A 14,436-nucleotide genomic window follows, 5' to 3' on the forward strand; every position below is an offset into this window, starting at 1 on the left:
GGAGTCCTCGGCGAGCGGGTCGGGCTTGCTGGTGGAGATGATCCAGTCCGCGTTGCCGGCCTCCTCGGCGTGGCCGTCGTCGAACAGGACGCGGTGGGTGGTGGCCGCGTGGGCGGGGGTCGCGGCACTGGTCGCCTGCACGGCGGCTCCGGCCGCGAGCAGGCCGAACACGGCGGCGGCGGTGGTGAGTTTCCGGCGCGAGAGGGTGAAGCCGGGCATCTGTCATTCCTCCGTCGGTGGGGGATGGGAGAGAGGGATGGCGGTGCGGGTGGGGGTGCGTCGGTCGGTCTGCGCGCGTAGATTCGAAGTCGACCGTTCACTCGGCGGCAGGGTGGACGGTATCCGGGCGACTCGGCGCTCCGACAGGATCCCCGGGGGCTTCTCATGTATTTCTTACCCGTACATGACAAACCCGGGCTGGCTGAAACCGTTCGTCTAAACTGTCGCCGGACAGCACGGGCGGGGCGGCACGGGGGAGCACGGACATGGCAGACGTACGCCGTCAACTACGCTCGGGCACGGTCGTCCTCGGCGGTATGGGCCTGCTGGCCGCCGCCCTGACCGCCTGCTCCTCCGACCCCGACAAGCGCTGCGTCGACCGCGACAGCTACCGCGCCACCAAGGGCTACCGGGTCGTCTCCGACAAGAACTGCACCTCCACCAAGTCCGCCGTCGACGCCGGCTACTACTACGGCGGCAAGAAGAAGGGCGGCTGGGTCGAGGGCGGCTCGTTCACCGAGTCCCGCGGAGGCTCGGGCGGTTCGTCGAGCGGCGGCCACGGCGTCCACCGCGGCGGCTTCGGCGGCGGCCACGGCAGCTCCGGCGGCTGAGCGGCCCATGGAGCGCCGTACGGCCGACCCCCGCCCCGGCTGGCAGCGGACCGTCGAGGAACAGGGTGTGATCTACCCCCTCACCCGCCACCCCGACGGCGTGCTGCGCCCGTACTGGGACGAGAGCGCCTACTACGCCTTCACCCTCGACGAGGTGGAGGCGCTGGAGGAGACGGTCGCGGAACTGCACGCGATGTGCCTGGCGGCGGCCGACCGCATCGTGGCGACGAATCGTTTCGCCGACCTCGGCATCACCGATCCCCGGGTGGTGCGGGCCGTCACCGACTCCTGGCACCGCCGCGCCGAACTCCCCTCCCTCTACGGCCGCTTCGACCTCCGCTACGACGGCACCGGCCCGGCGCGACTCCTGGAGTACAACGCGGACACCCCCACCTCCCTGGTGGAGGCGGCCTCCGCCCAGTGGTTCTGGATGGCGGACCGCTTCCCGGGCGCCGACCAGTGGAACAGCCTCCACGAACGCCTGGTCGCCGCCTGGCGCGAGCAGGCCCGTCTGCTCCCCTCGGGCACCCCGCTGTACTTCGCCCACTCCTCGGCCGACGAACTGGGCGAGGACCTGATGACGGTCGCGTACCTCAAGGAGACGGCCGAACAGGCGGGCCTCGACACCGACTGGATCTCCATGGAGGAGATCGGCTGGGACACCCTCTCCGGCCGCTTCGTCGACAACGCCCTCCGGTTCATCCGCGCCTGCTTCAAGCTCTACCCGTGGGAGTGGCTCACCACGGACGCCTTCGCCCCGCACGTCCTCGACACCCTGGACAACGGCGGCGGCACGGGTACGACGATGTGGATCGAGCCCGCCTGGAAGATGCTGCTCAGCAACAAGGCGCTGCTGGCGATCCTGTGGGAGCTGTACCCGGGCCACCCGAACCTCCTCCCGGCCCACCTGGACGGCCCGGGAGAGCTGTCCCGCACGACGGGCTACGTCAGCAAGCCGCTGCTGGGCCGGGAGGGCGCGGGCGTGGTCGTCCACGAGCCCGGCCACGCCCCGGTCCTGCGCGAAGAGCCGTGCTGCTACCAGGAGCTGGCCCCGCTGCCCGACTTCGACGGCAACCGGGTGGTGCTGGGCGCATGGGTGGTGGGCGAGGAACCGGCGGGCCTGGGCATCCGCGAGTCAGCGGGCCTGGTGACGGACGACTACGCCCGCTTCCTGCCGCACGTGATCCTCTAGCGCCCCCGGGTCGAGCAGGGAGCCGGCCGCTTTCTCCCCTGGGCGCGTGCTGGGGGAGTACGGAAAGTTGCGGGCCGCTGTCGATCCGGCCACGTCCCGTTCGACGTCATGATGTGCGGCGCCTCGCCGCACGATGACGTGACAGGACCGACGAGGACGCACATGGATCAACTGCTGAGAGTCATGAACTTCAACGTCTCGAGCGACGGAGTCGCCGCCGGTGAGCACCAGAGTCTCGAGCGGCCGTTCGGCTACGACCGTCCCGAGAGGCTGTTCGCGTGGGCCGGAGCCACGGCGAGCTGGCCCATGCGCACGGATCCCGGCGGGAGCCGGGGGCTCGACGACTACTTCACGCGCGACTTCGCACACAACATCGGTGCCGAGATCATGGGCCGCAACAAGTTCGGGCCCCAGCGCGGGCCCTGGCAGGACCACGAATGGCGCGGCTGGTGGGGCGAGGAGCCCCCGTTCCGCACCCCGGTGTTCGTCATGACCCACCACACGCGCCCGTCGTTCACGCTCTCCGACACCACGTTCCACTTCGTCGACGGCACTCCGGCCACGGTCCTCCAGCGGGCTCGGGAAGCGGCGCAGGGCAAGGACGTCCGGCTCGGCGGCGGGGTCAGCACCGTCCGGCAGTTCCTCGAGGCCGGCCTCGTCGACACTCTGCATGTGGCGGTCTCGCCGGTGACGCTCGGGTCCGGACTGCGGTTGTGGGAGTCCCCCGACGAGCTGCTCGACCGGTTCCACCTGGAGGTGGTGCCCAGCCCGAGTGGTGTGACGCACCACCTGTTCTGGCGAAGGTGACGGAGGGACTGTGTGTGGGGGGCGGCCCTCAGGCGCTCAACGCCCCCCACAGCTGTTCCATCCCCCACTCCAGGTCCTCCTCCTCGACCACCAGCGGCGGAGCCACCCGCACCGTCGTCCCGTGCGACTCCTTCACCAGCACCCCCCGCTCCATCAACCGCTCCGAGACCAGCCGCCCCGACCCGACCCCCGGAGCCACGTCCACCCCCGCCCACAGCCCCCGCCCCCGCACGGCGGTCAGCAGTCCGCTGCCCGCGATCTCCGCCAGCCGCCGGTGCAGCACCTCCCCGAGGACCGTCGCCCGCTCCTGGAACTCCCCGGTCCGCAGCATCGCGATCACCTCCAGGCCCAGGGCGCAGGCCAGCGGGTTCCCCCCGAACGTGGAGCCGTGTTCGCCCGGCCGGAAGACACCCAGCACCTCCGCCCGCGCCACCACCGCCGACACCGGCAGCACCCCGCCCCCGAGCGCCTTCCCGAGGACGTACACATCGGGCACGACCCCCTCGTGCTCGCACGCGAACGTGCGCCCGGTCCGCCCGAGGCCGGACTGGATCTCGTCCGCGACGAACAGCACGTCCCGCTCGCGGGTCAGCTCCCGGACCCCCGCCAGGTAACCCGCCGGCGGCACGATCACCCCGGCCTCGCCCTGGATCGGCTCCAGGAGCACGGCGACCGTGTTCTCGGTCAGCGCGGCGCGCAGGGCCGTCAGGTCGCCGTACGGGACGATCTCGAAGCCGGGTGTGTACGGCCCGTAGTCCGCCCGCGCCTCGGGGTCGGTGGAGAAGGAGATCACCGTGGTCGTCCGGCCGTGGAAGTTGCCGCCCGCGACCACCACCTTCGCCATCTCGGCGGGCACGCCCTTGACCCGGTACCCCCACTTCCTGGCCGTCTTCACCGCCGTCTCCACCGCCTCGGTCCCCGTGTTCATCGGCAGCACCATCTCCATCCCGCACAGCTCCGCCAGCTCGGTGCAGAACGCGGCGAACCGGTCGTGGTGGAAGGCCCGGGACGTCAGCGTCACCCGTTCCAGCTGCGCCTTCGCCGCCGCGACCAGGCGCGGGTGGCCGTGCCCGAAGTTCAGCGCCGAGTAACCGGCCAGGAAGTCCAGGTACCGGCGCCCCTCGACGTCGGTCAGCCACGCCCCCTCGCCCGTGGCGATCACCACCGGCAGCGGGTGGTAGGTGTGCGCGCTGTGCAGCTCGGCGGCGGCGACGAGGGCTTCGGTCGTGGTCACGGCGACTCCGGGGGGCGCGTCGGGATTGACACCTTTCTTACCTTTTGGTCGTGCCCGATGGGTGGACGCCACGGCCCTGGGCCCGGCGTGCCCGGTAATGTGACCGCAGGGCCGTGACTGGCGCGCTGGGATGGGACCGACCATCGGGGAGCGGCTCGTGCTGTGAGCGAGTGCCGTGCGCCTGGGCCGAACCGTGAGTGCCGAACGACATGTCCGGAGGTCCCGAATGACTGACAAGTCCGCGCCCCTGTCCACCGAGTCCACCGCCTACCGCGCCGCCCTCGACGTGATCCGCGCCGTCGAGCCGCGCGTCGCCGACGCCATCGGCCAGGAGGTCGCCGACCAGCGCGAGATGCTCAAGCTGATCGCGTCCGAGAACTACGCCTCCCCGGCGACCCTGCTCGCGATGGGCAACTGGTTCAGCGACAAGTACGCCGAGGGCACCGTCGGCCGCCGCTTCTACGCCGGCTGCCGCAACGTCGACACCGTCGAGGGTCTCGCCGCCGAGCACGCCCGCGAGCTGTTCGGCGCCCGCCACGCCTACGTGCAGCCGCACTCCGGCATCGACGCCAACCTGGTCGCCTTCTGGGCCGTCCTCGCCGACCGCGTCGAGGTCCCCTTCCTGGAGAAGTCCGGCGCCCGCCAGGTCAACGACCTGACCGAGGCCGACTGGGCGGAACTGCGGCAGGCCTTCGGCAACCAGCGGATGCTCGGCATGTCCCTGGACGCCGGCGGCCACCTCACGCACGGCTTCCGCCCGAACATCTCAGGAAAGATGTTCGACCAGCGCTCCTACGGCACCGACCCGGCCACCGGCCTCATCGACTACGACGCGCTGCGCGCCCAGGCCCGTGAGTTCAAGCCGCTCATCATCGTCGCCGGCTACTCCGCGTACCCCCGCCTGGTGAACTTCCGGATCATGCGGGAGATCGCCGACGAGGTCGGCGCCACCCTCATGGTCGACATGGCGCACTTCGCGGGCCTGGTCGCCGGCAAGGTCCTCACCGGCGACTTCGACCCGGTCCCGCACGCCCAGATCGTCACCACCACCACCCACAAGTCGCTGCGCGGCCCGCGCGGGGGCATGGTCCTGTGCGACGACTCCCTCAAGGACCAGGTCGACCGCGGCTGCCCGATGGTCCTCGGCGGCCCGCTGCCGCACGTCATGGCCGCCAAGGCCGTCGCCCTCGCCGAGGCCCGGCAGCCCGCGTTCCAGGACTACGCCCAGCGGATCGTGGACAACTCGCGCGCGCTGGCCGAGGGCCTGATGCGCCGGGGCGCCACCCTGGTCACCGGCGGCACCGACAACCACCTCAACCTGATCGACGTGGCCACCTCCTACGGCCTCACCGGCCGCCAGGCCGAGTCCGCGCTCCTCGACTCGGGCATCGTCACCAACCGCAACGCGATCCCGGCCGACCCGAACGGCGCCTGGTACACCTCCGGCATCCGCATCGGCACCCCGGCGCTGACCACGCGGGGCCTGGGCACGGCCGAGATGGACGAGGTCGCGGGCCTGATCGACCGCGTCCTCGCCACCACCGAGCCGGGCACCACGAAGTCGGGCGCGCCGAGCAAGGCGAGCCACGTCCTCGACGAGAAGGTGTCCACGGAGATCGCCCAGCGCGCGACCGACCTGGTGGCGGGCTTCCCACTGTACCCGGAGATCGACCTCGGCTGAGTGCCCCTGAAAGAGGCGTGGGGAACTGCGCGAATGGCCCCCGCCGGCCCGCAGTTCCTCCCCCAGCCTCCGGCCGGGGGTACCCCCAACGCACCGAAACCGCCCGAGGTCTCTGAGAGAATGGTGAACATGGCCTCAGACCGACCTCGCGTGCTCTCCGGCATCCAGCCCACCGCCGGTTCGTTCCACCTGGGCAACTACCTCGGCGCCGTCCGCCAGTGGGTGGCCCTCCAGGAGTCCCACGACGCCTTCTACATGGTCGTCGACCTGCACGCGATCACGGTCCCGCAGGACCCCGCCGAGCTGCGCGCCAACACCCGCCTCGCCGCCGCCCAGCTGCTCGCCGCCGGCCTGGACCCGGACCGCTGCACCCTCTTCGTGCAGAGCCACGTCCCGGAGCACGCCCAGCTCGCCTGGGTGATGAACTGCCTCACCGGCTTCGGCGAGGCCAGCCGGATGACCCAGTTCAAGGACAAGGCGGCCCGGCAGGGCGCCGACCGCGCGAGCGTCGGCCTGTTCACGTACCCGATCCTCCAGGTCGCCGACATCCTGCTGTACCAGGCCCACGAGGTGCCCGTCGGCGAGGACCAGCGCCAGCACGTCGAGCTCACCCGTGACCTCGCCGAGCGCTTCAACGGCCGGTTCGGCGAGACCTTCACCGTCCCGAAGCCGTACATCCTCAAGGAGACGGCGAAGATCTTCGACCTCCAGGACCCGGCGATCAAGATGAGCAAGTCGGCGTCCACGCCGAAGGGCCTCATCAACCTCCTCGACGACCCCAAGGTGACCGCGAAGAAGGTGAAGAGCGCGGTCACCGACACCGACACGGTGATCCGCTACGACCCTGCGGAGAAGCCGGGCGTCTCCAACCTCCTCACCATCCACTCCACCCTCACCGGCACGTCGATCGCCGAGCTGGAGCAGGAGTACGAGGGCAAGATGTACGGCGCGCTCAAGACGGACCTCGCCGCCATCATGGTCGATTTCGTGACCCCGTTCCGCGAGCGCACCCAGCAGTACCTGGACGACGCGGAGACCCTCGACTCGATCCTGGCCAAGGGCGCGGAGAAGGCGCGCGCGGTCGCGGCCGAGACCCTCGCGCAGGCCTACGACCGGGTCGGCTTCCTGCCCGCGAAGCACTGAGCCGCCACCGGGCGGAGCGAAGCGCTGCACATCACTTCGGCCACGGCTGCCCGCGAGGCGGCCGTGGCCGTACAGTCGATAGCCGGACGGCCGGGTACGAACCCGACACCCGTCCACCATCACGACCGACGGGAGATGACGTGGGGACCGTAACGATCGGCGTGTCGATCGCGGTCCCGGAGCCTCACGGCAGCCTGCTCCAGGAGCGGCGCGCGGGCTTCGGCGACGCCGCGGCCCATGGCATTCCCACGCACGTGACCCTGCTGCCGCCGACCGAGGTCGACGCGGGGGCGCTGGCCGCGGTGGAGGCGCACCTGAGCGAGGTCGCCGCGGCGGGCCGGCCGTTTCCGATGCGGCTGTGCGGCACCGGTACGTTCCGGCCGCTGTCGCCGGTCGTGTACGTCCGGGTGGACCGGGGGGCCGAGGAGTGCGCGTGGCTGCAGTCGCGGGTGCGGGACGCGTCGGGGCCGCTGGAGCGGGAGTTGCAGTTCCCGTACCACCCGCACGTGACCGTCGCCCACGGCATCGACGAGGCGGCGATGGACCGGGCGTTCGCCGAGCTGGCGGGGTTCGAGGCCGAGTGGCCGTGCATGGGGTTCGCGTTGTACGAGCAGGGGGCGGACGGGGTGTGGCGAAAGCTGCGTGAGTTCGTCTTCGGGGGCTCCGCGGCCGTCGTGCCTCCTCAGGTGGGGCATGTGGAGCGGGGGAGCATCGCCAGTCGGTAGCTGCGGGTCGAGTGTGGTTGCTCGCGCAGTTCCTCGCGCCCCCAAGGGGGGCGCTCCAGCGGCCCTCTCTAGATCGGCAGCCGTCGGAACACCGAGCGTGGTGCGTGGCGCAGGGCCGACATCACCAGGCGCAGGGCGCCCGGTACCCACACCACCTCCGAGCGCCGTCGCAGGCCCGTCTCGATCGCCGTCGCCACCGCTTCCGGGGTCGTCGCCAGGGGGGCCTCCTCCAGGCCCGCCGTCATCTTCGACCGTACGAAGCCCGGCCGTACGACCATCACGTGCACGCCCGTCCCGTGCAGGGCGTCGCCGAGGCCCTGGGCGAAGGCGTCCAGGCCCGCCTTGCTGGAGCCGTAGATGAAGTTGGAGCGCCTGGCCCGCTCTCCTGCGACCGACGACAGGACCACCAGTGAGCCGTGGCCCTGGGCCTGCAGGGCCCGTGCGCTCACCAGGCCCGCCGAGACGGCGCCGGTGTAGTTGGTCTGCGCGACCCGCACCGCGCTGAGCGGCTCGCGTTCGTCGGCCGCCTGGTCGCCGAGGACGCCGAAGGCCAGCAGGACCACGTCGACGTCGCCCTCCGCGAAGACCTTGCCGAGGACTGCCTCGTGGGACCCGGGGTCGAGCGCGTCGAAGGGGACGGTGTGGACGTCGGGCCCGAGGGTGCGCAGGTGCGCGGCGGCCCGGTCGAGCGCGGGGGACGGGCGGCCGGCGAGCCACACCGTGCGGGTGCGGCGGGCGATCAGCCGGCGGGCGGTGGCCAGCGCGATCTCCGACGTACCGCCGAGGACGAGCAGCGACTGGGGCATTCCGAAGGCGTCCTTCACGACAGCTCCTGAAGACGGGGGCTAGAGACCGAGACGGCGGGACAGGTCGGAGACGAACACCCCGCGCGGGTCCAACTCCGCGCGCAGAGCCCGGAATTCGGCGAGCCTCGGGTACATCGCGGCGAGCAGTTCGGGGCGCAGCCGGGAGTCCTTGGCGAGGTAGACGCGGCCGCCGGCGGCCGCCACCTCCTCGTCCAGTCCGTCGAGGAGGGCGGCGAGGCCGGGCAGGCCGGCCGGGATGTCCAGGGCGAGGGTCCAGCCGGGCAGGGGGAAGGAGAGCCAGCCGGGGTCGGCGTCGCCGAAGCGTTTGAGGACGGCCAGGAAGGACGGGCAGCGGTGCTCGGAGACCCGGGCCACGATCCGGCGCAGCGTGTCCTCCTGGCCGTGTCCGACGGCGAACTGGTACTGGACGAACCCGGCCCGGCCGTAGACGCGGTTCCAGTGCGGGACGCCGTCCAGGGGGTGGAAGAACGCGGAGACGCGCTGGAGCCGGCCCACCCGGGCGCGGGGGGCCTTGCGGTACCAGACTTCGTTGAACAGGCTGACCGTGGTGCGGCCGAGGAGGCCGTCGGGGACGAAGGCGGGGGCGGCGGGAAGGGTGCGGGGGCGGAAGGCGAGGGGGGCGCGCCCGGCGCGGGTGTGCTCGCCGAGCGCCTCCCGGGGGGCGTGGTCGCCGCGCGTGAGCACCGCGCGGCCGGTGGCCGCCCCGCGCGCGAGCAGGTCGATCCAGGCGACCGAGTAGCGGTAGCGGTGGTCGGTGTCGGTGAGCCGGGTCATCAGGTCGTCGAGGTCGGTGGCGCGTTCGGTGTCGACGGACATGTACGACGTCTCGACGGGGAGGAGGCGGACGGTCGCCGTGAGGATCACCCCGGTCAGACCCATGCCGCCGGCCGTCGCGTCGAACAGCGGGGTGCCGCGGCTCACCGTGCGGACGTGGCCGTCGGCGGTGAGCAGTTCGAAGGACAGCACGTGACGGGAGAACGATCCCGAGACATGGTGGTTCTTGCCGTGGATGTCGGCGCCGATCGCGCCGCCCACCGTCACCTGGCGGGTCCCCGGGGTCACCGGGACGAACCAGCCGAGCGGCAGCAGCACCTCCATCAGGCGGTGCAACGAGACCCCTGCGTCGCACAGCACGGTGCCGCCGTCCGCGTCGATGGCATGGATGCGGTCGAGACCCGTCATGTCGAGCACGGCGCCGCCGGCGTTCTGCGCCGCGTCGCCGTACGCCCGCCCCAGGCCCCGGGCGATACCGCCGCGCACCCCGCAGGTGCGGACCGCGTCGGCCGCCTCCTGGTAGGTGCGGGGGCGGATCAGGCGGGCGGCGGTGGGGGCGGTGCGGCCCCAGCCGGTGACGGGGACGGTGGCTTCGGGCGCGGTGGGTCCGCCGGGCTTTCCAGGCATGGGGACGACCGTATCCCTGCCGTATGGGTGGTTACGGGTGTTACGGGGGAGTGGTTACGGAAGATCACCTGACTCCCCGAAACGGGTGATTGTCCGAATGTCGCTCAATAGGGTCGTAGCTTTGGCCGCGTGAAGGTGAACAGTGAGTCCAATGGACGACATGGACCACCGGATCCTGACCGCGCTGCACGCCTGCGGCGCCGATCCACGCGTCGCGTCGGCCGCGCGCGGTCTCTCCCACGCCGGGGAGCACGGTGCGCTCTGGCTCGCGGCGGGCCTCGCCGGGGCCGCCGTGGACGGCGCGCGGCGCGGCGCCTGGTTGCGCGGCACGGCGCTGGTCGCGGGCGCGCACCTCGGCAGCATGGCCGTGAAGCGGGTCGTACGGCGGGCGCGCCCCGCGCATGTACGGCCCCGGGTGCGGACCGTCGGCCGGCACTCCTTCCCCAGCTCGCACGCCACCTCCGCGACGGCGGCCGCCGTCGCCTTCGGGGCGCTCGGCGTGTCCGGCCTGGCGCCCCTCGCGGTCGCCGTGTGCCTCTCCCGGCTGGTCGTCGGCGTGCACTACCCGACGGACGTGGCGGCGGGCGCGGCGCTGGGGGCGCTCACGGCGCACGCCGGAGCGCGTTGGATGCGCGAGGGAGTGCCCGGCGCCTCGCACGCGGGGAGGCGGCCGTGACCGAGACCGCCCACGCGGCCGACGGGGCGCTTGCCGACGGGACAGCTGTCGGCGAGACGTCTGCCGAAACGACACTGCACGAACAGCGCGGCCACTCCCTCCGGCCGTCCGGACCCGCCCGCGCGCACGTCGCCCCCGGCCTCCTCCTCACGGGCCTGCTGAAGACCACCCGCCCCAAGCAGTGGGTCAAGAACGTCCTCGTCATCGCCGCCCCGGCCGCCGCCGGGCGCCTGTTCTCGGTGCCCGCCCTGCTGCGTGAGGCCCTGGTCTTCGCCCTGTTCACCGCCTGCGCCGCCGCCGTCTACCTGATCAACGACGCCCGGGACGCCGAGGCCGACCGTGCCCACCCCGTCAAGTGCCGCCGCCCGGTCGCCGCCGGACAGGTCCCGGTCCCCGTCGCCTACACCGTGGGAGGCGTCCTGGCGGTCCTGGGACCCCTGCTCGCGGCCCGGCTGGCCCCGCCCCTGGTCGCCGTCCTCCTGCTCGCCTACCTGGCCATGCAACTGGCCTACTGCGTCAGCCTGAAGCACGTCCTGGTCGTCGACCTCGCCGTCGTCACCACCGGGTTCCTGATGCGGGCGATGATCGGCGGGCTCGCCCTCGGCATCCCGCTGTCCCGCTGGTTCCTGATCACCACCGGCTTCGGCGCGCTCTTCATGGTGTCGGCCAAGCGCTACTCGGAAGCCGTGCAGATGGCCGGGAAGGCGGGCGCCACGCGCGCGTTGCTCACCGAGTACACCACCGGCTACCTCCGCTTCGTCTGGCAGCTCGCCGCCGGGGTCGCCGTCCTCGCCTACTGCCTGTGGGCTCTGGAGGGCCACGGCGGACCCGGCGCCGGCCTGCTGCCCTGGCGCCAGCTGTCCATGGTCGCCTTCATCCTGGCGATCCTGCGCTACGCCGTCTTCGCCGACCGGGGCACCGCCGGCGAGCCCGAGGACGTCGTCCTGCGCGACCGCGCCCTCGCCCTGATCGGCCTCGCCTGGCTGGCCATGTACGCCCTCGCGGTGGCCCACTGGTGAGCACGGACCGGCGTGAGCTGATCGGCTTCGCCGCCGTCGGTCTGCTCGCCTACGCCGCCGACCTCGCCCTCTTCAGCCTCCTGCGCGGACCGGCCGCCCTCGACCCGCTCACCGCCAAGTCCCTGTCGTTCGTGGCCGGCTGCACGGTCGCCTACCTCGGCAACGCCTGCGGCACCTACCGCCACACCCGCGCCACCGGCGTGCGTCCCTACGCCGTCTTCGTCGCCGTGAACCTCGCGGGCGCTCTCGTCCAACTGCTCTGCCTCGCCGTCAGCCACTACGGACTCGGTCTCACCTCGCAGCGCGCCGACACCGTCTCCGGTGCGGTCGTCGGCATGGCGCTGGCCACACTTCTGCGCTTCTGGGGTACCCGCACATTGGTGTTCCGGTCAGGGGGCAGAGTGGGATCATGGACTGGCTGAGCAGACTTCCCTTCGTCGGCCCGCTGGTGGGCCGGCTGATGGCCACGCACGCGTGGCGGTCGTACGAGCGGCTGGACCGGGTGAAGTGGACCCGGCTGGCCGCCGCGATGACCTTCATCAGCTTCGTCTCGCTCTTCCCGCTGCTCACCGTGGGCGCCGCGGTCGCCGCCGCCGCGCTGAGCGAGTCGCAGCAGAAGGACCTCCAGAACAAGATCGCCGACCAGGTCCCCGGCATCTCCGACCAGCTGGACCTCAACGCGCTGGTCCAGAACGCCGGCACCGTCGGCCTGATCGCCGGTGCCGTCCTGCTGTTCACCGGCATCAACTGGGTCGGGCAGATGCGGGACTGCCTGCGCGCGGTGTGGGAGCTGGCCGACAAGGACGAGAACCCGGTCCTCGTCAAGCTCAAGGACGGCGGCATCCTGCTCGGCTTCGGCGGTGCGGTCCTCGCCACCCTCGCGGTGTCCACGATCGCCTCGGCGGCGGTCGGCTGGACGTCCCGGCAACTGGGCCTGGCCGAACACGGCTGGGGCAGCGTGCTGCTGCGGATCGTCGCGTTCGCGGTCGCCGTGGTGGCCGACTTCCTGCTGCTGCTCTACGTCCTCACCCTGCTGCCCGGAGTCGAGCCGACGCGCCGCAGGCTGCTGGTCGCGGCCCTGATCGGCGCGGTCGGCTTCGAACTCCTCAAACTGCTGCTCAGCGGCTACATCCAGGGCATCGCGGCGAAGAGCATGTACGGCGCGTTCGGCGTGCCGGTGGCCCTGCTGCTGTGGATCAACTTCACCTCGAAACTCGTCCTGTTCTGCGCCTCCTGGACGGCCACGGAGAGCGGCACCGCGGTCAGGGCCGAGTCCGGCGGCGTACCAGATCCGGCAGCGGCCAGCGGCGGTTGACCAGGAACGCCGCACCCACCAGCAGCACCAGCGCCCCGCCCGAGACCGCCAGCGCGACCCCGACCCCGCTGGAGCCGCCCGCGGAGGCGGCCGCCACCGGCTTCGACCCGGCGTCCTTCCCCGTACCCGAACCCGTGCCGGCACCGGCCGCGGTCGCCGAGGGGGCCGTCCCCGGCTGCGCGGTGGAACCCACCGCCCCCCGGGGCGGGACCAGTTCGCCCACCGGAGTCACCTTGCCCGCCGCCTGGAACCCCCAGTCGAACAGCTTGGCGGTCTCCTTGTAGACCTCGTTGTGCTCCTTCTTCGCCGGGTTCATCATCGTGACCAGCAGCACCCTGCCGCCCCGCTCGGCGACGCCGGTGAAGGTGGCGCCCGCGTTGGTGGTGTTGCCGTTCTTCACCCCCGCGATGCCCGGGTAGACCGGCACGTCGGAGTCACCGCTGAGCAGCCGGTTGGTGTTCTGGATCTCGAAGGAGCCCCGGACCGACGTGCCCTTGGCGTTCTTCGTCGTGTCGCCGGGGAAGCTCGCCCGGACGGTCGAGCAGTACTCGCGGAAGTCCTTCTTCTGCAGCCCCGAACGCGCGAACAGCGACAGGTCGTAGGCCGACGACACCTGCCCCGGCTGGTCGTACCCGTCCGGGCTCACCACGTGCGTGTCCAGCGCCTGCAGTTCGTCGGCGTGGTCCTGCATGTCCTTGACGGTCTGCCCGACCCCGCCGTTCATCGCGGACAGCACGTGCACGGCGTCGTTGCCGGACCGCAGGAAGACCCCGAGCCACAGGTCGTGCACCGTGTACGTCTGGCCCTCCTTTATCCCGACCAGGCTGGAACCGGCGCCCATGCCCGCGAGGTCGGCGGGCACCACCTTGTGCGTGGTCGACTTCGGGAACCGGGGCAGCACGGTGTCGGCGAAGAGCATCTTCAGGGTGCTCGCCGGGGGCAGCCGCCAGTGCGCGTTGTGCGCGGCGAGCACCTCGCCCGACTCGGCGTCGGAGACGATCCAGGAACGGGCGGTGATGTCCTTCGGCAGCACCGGCGCCCCGGCGCCGAGATCCACCTGGGTGCCGGGGCGGCCCAGCCGGGCGCCGCCGACCGTCGACATGTTCGCCGGCGGAGTGGGCGAGGGGCTCGTCGAGGGCTTCGGCGCGGCGAGCGCGGCCGGCGTGGTGAGCGACAGGGACAGCAGGGCGGCGGAGGTGACCAGCAGAGATCGGCCGGTCCTCGGTTTCGGTGCGGGCACGGACGAGAACGTACCCGGCACGGAGGGCGAAGTCCCGCCACCGACCCCACCCCGGAATCGGAACCGGACAGCGAACGGTGATACTGACTGGGTGAAACTCAGCCGTCCGGTCTCCTGGTTCCTGCTCGCCTTCGGGGTGTGGAGTTGGTTCATCTGGATCACTTTCGTCAAAAACCTCGTCAAGGACGGCAGCGGACTCGCCTTCCACGACGGCAGTCCCACGGCGTACTTCTGGATCCACCTGACCCTGGCCGTCGTGTCCTTCGTATTGGGGACGGTCATCGGGGTCATCGGGTTGCGTGGAGTCCGCGCACTGCGCCGTACGTCATAGGGAGAGGCACCCCGG

General features: G+C 71.9%; 15 protein-coding genes and 1 pseudogene. 11 read left to right on the forward strand and 5 right to left on the reverse strand.

The window, feature by feature from the left end; all coding sequences use genetic code 11:
* Nucleotides 1–219, reverse strand: a pseudogene (locus AB0G52_RS39245) (hydrolase); the annotation flags it as partial.
* 266 nt (nucleotides 220–485) lie between these two features.
* Here AB0G52_RS39245 and AB0G52_RS39250 point away from each other — a divergent pair.
* The 3 genes from AB0G52_RS39250 to AB0G52_RS39260 all read left to right on the forward strand — a co-directional run bounded on the left by AB0G52_RS39250 (nucleotide 486) and on the right by AB0G52_RS39260 (nucleotide 2,829).
* Nucleotides 486–830 carry a hypothetical protein gene (locus tag AB0G52_RS39250; protein ID WP_132891352.1) on the forward strand — a complete coding sequence of 115 codons (345 nt, stop codon included), beginning with the start codon at nucleotides 486–488 and terminating at the stop codon, nucleotides 828–830.
* A 7-nt stretch (nucleotides 831–837) separates the two neighbouring features.
* On the forward strand, nucleotides 838–2,022 hold the full coding sequence (locus AB0G52_RS39255; RefSeq protein ID WP_361343828.1) for a glutathionylspermidine synthase family protein: 1,185 nt from the start codon (nucleotides 838–840) through the stop codon (nucleotides 2,020–2,022).
* A gap of 162 nt (nucleotides 2,023–2,184) precedes the next feature.
* The gene (locus AB0G52_RS39260; RefSeq protein ID WP_132891350.1) at nucleotides 2,185–2,829 is read left to right on the forward strand and encodes a dihydrofolate reductase family protein; all 645 of its coding nucleotides are present in this window, start codon (nucleotides 2,185–2,187) and stop codon (nucleotides 2,827–2,829) included.
* A 28-nt stretch (nucleotides 2,830–2,857) separates the two neighbouring features.
* On the opposite strand, the gene rocD is transcribed toward AB0G52_RS39260, so the two are convergent.
* A complete protein-coding gene (rocD, locus tag AB0G52_RS39265) occupies nucleotides 2,858–4,063 on the reverse strand; it encodes an ornithine--oxo-acid transaminase (protein ID WP_132891349.1) in 1,206 nt (401 codons plus the stop codon).
* A gap of 226 nt (nucleotides 4,064–4,289) precedes the next feature.
* Between rocD and AB0G52_RS39270 the strand changes: the two genes are divergently transcribed.
* From AB0G52_RS39270 to AB0G52_RS39280, 3 genes are all read left to right on the forward strand, one after another.
* Entirely contained in the window at nucleotides 4,290–5,744 is a 1,455-nt protein-coding gene (locus AB0G52_RS39270) for a glycine hydroxymethyltransferase (RefSeq protein ID WP_361343831.1), read from the forward strand.
* Between the two features lie 129 nt (nucleotides 5,745–5,873).
* On the forward strand, nucleotides 5,874–6,887 hold the full coding sequence (trpS, locus tag AB0G52_RS39275) for a tryptophan--tRNA ligase (RefSeq protein ID WP_132891347.1): 1,014 nt from the start codon (nucleotides 5,874–5,876) through the stop codon (nucleotides 6,885–6,887).
* 140 nt (nucleotides 6,888–7,027) lie between these two features.
* Nucleotides 7,028–7,612: a 2'-5' RNA ligase family protein gene (locus tag AB0G52_RS39280; protein WP_132891346.1), complete on the forward strand. Its 585-nt coding sequence runs from the start codon at nucleotides 7,028–7,030 to the stop codon at nucleotides 7,610–7,612.
* Nucleotides 7,613–7,680: 68 nt separating this feature from the next.
* On the opposite strand, the gene AB0G52_RS39285 is transcribed toward AB0G52_RS39280, so the two are convergent.
* Together AB0G52_RS39285 and AB0G52_RS39290 are read right to left on the reverse strand one after the other, a co-directional pair.
* Nucleotides 7,681–8,436, reverse strand: a complete 756-nt coding sequence (locus tag AB0G52_RS39285; RefSeq protein WP_361343835.1) for a decaprenylphospho-beta-D-erythro-pentofuranosid-2-ulose 2-reductase — start codon at nucleotides 8,434–8,436, stop codon at nucleotides 7,681–7,683.
* Nucleotides 8,437–8,457: 21 nt separating this feature from the next.
* The gene (locus AB0G52_RS39290) at nucleotides 8,458–9,840 is read right to left on the reverse strand and encodes an FAD-binding oxidoreductase (protein WP_361343838.1); all 1,383 of its coding nucleotides are present in this window, start codon (nucleotides 9,838–9,840) and stop codon (nucleotides 8,458–8,460) included.
* Nucleotides 9,841–9,991: 151 nt separating this feature from the next.
* Between AB0G52_RS39290 and AB0G52_RS39295 the strand changes: the two genes are divergently transcribed.
* The 4 genes from AB0G52_RS39295 to AB0G52_RS39310 all read left to right on the forward strand — a co-directional run bounded on the left by AB0G52_RS39295 (nucleotide 9,992) and on the right by AB0G52_RS39310 (nucleotide 12,850).
* Entirely contained in the window at nucleotides 9,992–10,516 is a 525-nt protein-coding gene (locus AB0G52_RS39295) for a phosphatase PAP2 family protein (RefSeq protein WP_361343841.1), read from the forward strand.
* A 155-nt stretch (nucleotides 10,517–10,671) separates the two neighbouring features.
* On the forward strand, nucleotides 10,672–11,535 hold the full coding sequence (locus tag AB0G52_RS39300; protein ID WP_361343876.1) for a decaprenyl-phosphate phosphoribosyltransferase: 864 nt from the start codon (nucleotides 10,672–10,674) through the stop codon (nucleotides 11,533–11,535).
* Nucleotides 11,532–11,957 carry a GtrA family protein gene (locus tag AB0G52_RS39305; RefSeq protein WP_132891342.1) on the forward strand — a complete coding sequence of 142 codons (426 nt, stop codon included), beginning with the start codon at nucleotides 11,532–11,534 and terminating at the stop codon, nucleotides 11,955–11,957. The genes AB0G52_RS39300 and AB0G52_RS39305 overlap by 4 nt, the downstream gene beginning before the upstream one ends.
* The gene (locus AB0G52_RS39310) at nucleotides 11,945–12,850 is read left to right on the forward strand and encodes a YihY/virulence factor BrkB family protein (RefSeq protein ID WP_132891341.1); all 906 of its coding nucleotides are present in this window, start codon (nucleotides 11,945–11,947) and stop codon (nucleotides 12,848–12,850) included. Before AB0G52_RS39305 ends, AB0G52_RS39310 begins: the two co-directional genes overlap by 13 nt.
* On the opposite strand, the gene AB0G52_RS39315 is transcribed toward AB0G52_RS39310, so the two are convergent.
* On the reverse strand, nucleotides 12,798–14,090 hold the full coding sequence (locus AB0G52_RS39315; RefSeq protein ID WP_361343845.1) for a D-alanyl-D-alanine carboxypeptidase: 1,293 nt from the start codon (nucleotides 14,088–14,090) through the stop codon (nucleotides 12,798–12,800). The genes AB0G52_RS39310 and AB0G52_RS39315 overlap by 53 nt on opposite strands.
* Nucleotides 14,091–14,181: 91 nt before the next feature.
* On the opposite strand from AB0G52_RS39315, the gene AB0G52_RS39320 reads away from it, so the two are divergent.
* Nucleotides 14,182–14,421: an SCO4848 family membrane protein gene (locus AB0G52_RS39320; protein WP_132891339.1), complete on the forward strand. Its 240-nt coding sequence runs from the start codon at nucleotides 14,182–14,184 to the stop codon at nucleotides 14,419–14,421.
* Nucleotides 14,422–14,436: the final 15 nt, after the last annotated feature.

This window comes from Streptomyces sp. NPDC021562 (assembly GCF_040640875.1).
Classification (GTDB): Bacteria; Actinomycetota; Actinomycetes; order Streptomycetales; family Streptomycetaceae; genus Streptomyces.

What these genes read in the sequence shown, in the direction of transcription:
- AB0G52_RS39310 (WP_132891341.1), top strand. Translation starts at nt 11,945, where the DNA reads ATGGACTGGCTGAGCAGACTTCCCTTCGTCGGCCCGCTGGTGGGCCGG.
- AB0G52_RS39260 (WP_132891350.1), top strand. Translation starts at nt 2,185, where the DNA reads ATGGATCAACTGCTGAGAGTCATGAACTTCAACGTCTCGAGCGACGGA.
- AB0G52_RS39250 (WP_132891352.1), top strand. Translation starts at nt 486, where the DNA reads ATGGCAGACGTACGCCGTCAACTACGCTCGGGCACGGTCGTCCTCGGC.
- AB0G52_RS39295 (WP_361343841.1), top strand. Translation starts at nt 9,992, where the DNA reads ATGGACGACATGGACCACCGGATCCTGACCGCGCTGCACGCCTGCGGC.
- trpS (WP_132891347.1), top strand. Translation starts at nt 5,874, where the DNA reads ATGGCCTCAGACCGACCTCGCGTGCTCTCCGGCATCCAGCCCACCGCC.
- AB0G52_RS39290 (WP_361343838.1), bottom strand. Translation starts at nt 9,840, where the DNA reads ATGCCTGGAAAGCCCGGCGGACCCACCGCGCCCGAAGCCACCGTCCCC.
- AB0G52_RS39270 (WP_361343831.1), top strand. Translation starts at nt 4,290, where the DNA reads ATGACTGACAAGTCCGCGCCCCTGTCCACCGAGTCCACCGCCTACCGC.
- AB0G52_RS39255 (WP_361343828.1), top strand. Translation starts at nt 838, where the DNA reads ATGGAGCGCCGTACGGCCGACCCCCGCCCCGGCTGGCAGCGGACCGTC.